Origin of the sequence: Stenotrophomonas sp. HMWF003 (assembly GCF_003061285.1) — a bacterium.
GTDB classification, from domain to species: domain Bacteria; phylum Pseudomonadota; class Gammaproteobacteria; order Xanthomonadales; family Xanthomonadaceae; genus Stenotrophomonas; species Stenotrophomonas maltophilia_AP.
Genome location: NZ_QAIW01000248.1, coordinates 42,535 through 45,071 on the forward strand (window position 1 = coordinate 42,535; position 2,537 = coordinate 45,071).

The following is a 2,537-nucleotide window of genomic DNA, read 5'->3' on the forward strand; positions in this document are numbered from 1 at the left end:
ACGCCCGGATTACGCCGGTCGCGACCTGGACGCCGATGCCTTCCTGGCCTCCCCGGCGGCGATGCCGTTCCACCACCTGTGGCTGGGCAAGGTGGGTGCGGGCCTTGCCACCGTGGTGATGGTCGATGACCTGTCGCGCGCCGATGCGTTGGCCCTGCTCGAAACCCAGGCCAAGGGTATCGACGGCGTACGCTGGGTCGACCGCACCGCCGATTTCTCCTCGCTGCTCAAGCACTACCGCAAGTTGATGAGCGGGTTGCTGCTGGTGGGCATCGTGCTGGTGTTTGCCGTGCTGTACTGGCGCTACCGCGCGCAGGCCTGGCGCGTGTTCGCCCCGACCCTGGTGGCCGGCGCGCTGACCCTGGCCCTGCTGGGCCTGTTCGGCCAGCCGCTGCAGCTGTTCAACGTGCTGGCGCTGATGCTGCTGCTGGGCATGGGCATCGATTACGGCATCTTCCTGATCGAACACCGCGGCGATGCCAGTGCGTGGCTGGCGGTGTGCGTGGGCGCGGCCAGTACCTGGCTGTCGTTCGGCCTGCTGGGCCTGTCGGCCACGCCGGCGCTGCGTGCGTTCGGCCTGACCCTGCTGTTCGGCATCGGCCTGGTGTGGATCATCTCGCCACTGTTCCGCCCACCACCGCACGACGCACCGCACTGAGCAACGCGCGTTTCCCGTCCGCCATTTTTCTTGATCAAGGATGTATCGATGAACCCGCAAGTGGAAACAACCGAGATCCTCGTGATCGGTGCCGGCCCGGCCGGCTCGGTCGCCGCGGCGATGCTGCGCAAGCAGGGCCGCCAGGTGCTGATGATCGAGCGCCAGCAGTTCCCGCGCTTCTCCATCGGTGAGAGCCTGCTGCCGCAGAGCATGGAATACATCGAAGCGGCGGGGCTGCTGCAGGACGTGGTGCAGGCCGGTTTCCAGTACAAGAACGGCGCGGCCTTCGTGCGCGGCGAGGCGAGCACCGAGTTCGACTTCCGCGACAAGTTCTCGCCCGGCTGGGGCACCACCTACCAGGTGCAGCGCGCCGACTTCGACAACGTGCTGGCCCGCGGTGCCGAGCGCATGGGCACCACGCTGCGGTTTGGCGATGAAGTGCTGTCGGTGCAGCCGGGCCGCCCGGCGCGGGTGCAGGTACGCCGCCCCGATGGCAGCGAGTACACCATCGAAGCCGGCTTCATCCTCGACGCCAGCGGCTTCGCACGGTTGTTGCCGCGCCTGTTGAACCTCGAATCGCCGTCGAACTTCCCGGTGCGCGGCGCGATCTTCTGCCACGTGCGCGACCATATCCCGGCCGACGCGGGCTTTGACCGCAACAAGATCCTGATCACCACCCATCCCGAGCACGTGGACGTGTGGTACTGGACCATCCCGTTCTCCAACGGCTGCTGCTCGCTGGGCGTGGTCGCCGAGCCCAGCTTCTTCGAGAAGTATCCCGGCAGCGACGAAGACAAGCTGCGCGCCATCGTCGGTGAAGATCCCAACCTGACCCGCCTGCTCGCCAACGCCGAGTGGGCCGTGCTGCCGGTGCGCACCATCACGGGGTACTCGGCCAACGTGTCCTCGTTGTGGGGCGAAGGCTACGCGCTGCTGGGCAACGCCGGCGAGTTCCTCGACCCGGTGTTCTCCTCGGGCGTCACCATTGCCTTCAAATCGGCGGAGCTGGCCAGCGCGTGCATCGCCCGCGAGTACAACGGCGAGACCGTGGACTGGGAGAAGGACTTCTCCGTTCCGCTGCGCGCCGGGGTCAAGACCTTCCGCCGTTTCGTCGAAGCCTGGTACGCCGGCGGCTTCCAGAAGATCATCTACCACCCCGAGCAGCAGCCCGACGTGCGCCGCATGATCTCCTCGATCCTGGCCGGCTACGCCTGGGACACCCACAACCCGTACGTGGCCGATGACAGCGGCCGCCGCCTGCGGGTGCTGGAGGAACTGTGCAGCGGCTGATCGTCCTGTTGCTTTCGTGCGTGCTGCTGGCGTCCTGCGCCAGCACCCGCATGCCTGCGCCGCTGGTGCAGCTGCCGACCCTGCAGCTGCCGCCGTCGGCGTTGCCGCAGCCGTTGCAGCTGCAGCAGCGCCTGCAGTTCCGCTTCGGCACCCACGAACGCGAACTGGATGCGTTGCTGGAAGCCGACGGCAGCCAAGTGCGGCTGGCGGTGCAGGCCATGGGCCAGACCGGCGTGCGCATGGTCTGGGACGGCACGACGCTGGAACAGACCCGCGCGCCGTGGCTGCCGCCGCAGGTGCGTGGCGAGCGCGTGCTGGACGACCTGCAGTTCGCGCTGTGGCCGGCGCAGGCCATCCGCGCCGCCCTGCCGGCCGGCTGGACCCTGGTCGAGGCCGGCCGCGAGCGCCGCCTGGAGCAGGCCGGCAAGGCGTGGCTGCTGCTGGAACCGCTGCCCGATGGCCGCGTGCGCCTGCGCAACCTGGCCGAAGGCTATGAACTGGTGATTGAATCGTTGGACATGGAACAGGCACCGCCGTGAGCAGTAGCAGCAGCGCGATCTATCTGAATGACCTGGGCGTGGTCTGCGCG

At 68.1% G+C, this 2,537-nt stretch carries 2 protein-coding genes and 1 pseudogene; all 3 read left to right on the top strand.

Annotation, left to right across the window (positions count from 1 at the left end):
• A pseudogene (locus tag DBR34_RS22645) lies at positions 1-658 on the top strand (hypothetical protein); the annotation flags it as partial.
• A 48-nt stretch (positions 659-706) separates the two neighbouring features.
• Positions 707-1,948, top strand: a complete 1,242-nt coding sequence (locus DBR34_RS10375) for an NAD(P)/FAD-dependent oxidoreductase (protein WP_128096730.1) — start codon at positions 707-709, stop codon at positions 1,946-1,948.
• A complete protein-coding gene (locus DBR34_RS10380) occupies positions 1,936-2,487 on the top strand; it encodes a DUF3261 domain-containing protein (protein ID WP_128096731.1) in 552 nt (183 codons plus the stop codon). The genes DBR34_RS10375 and DBR34_RS10380 overlap by 13 nt, the downstream gene beginning before the upstream one ends.
• The last annotated feature ends 50 nt before the right edge of the window (positions 2,488-2,537 follow it).

Excerpts from the sequence above, each read along its gene's own strand:
- DBR34_RS10375 (WP_128096730.1), top strand. The coding sequence starts at position 707 with ATGAACCCGCAAGTGGAAACAACCGAGATCCTCGTGATCGGTGCCGGC.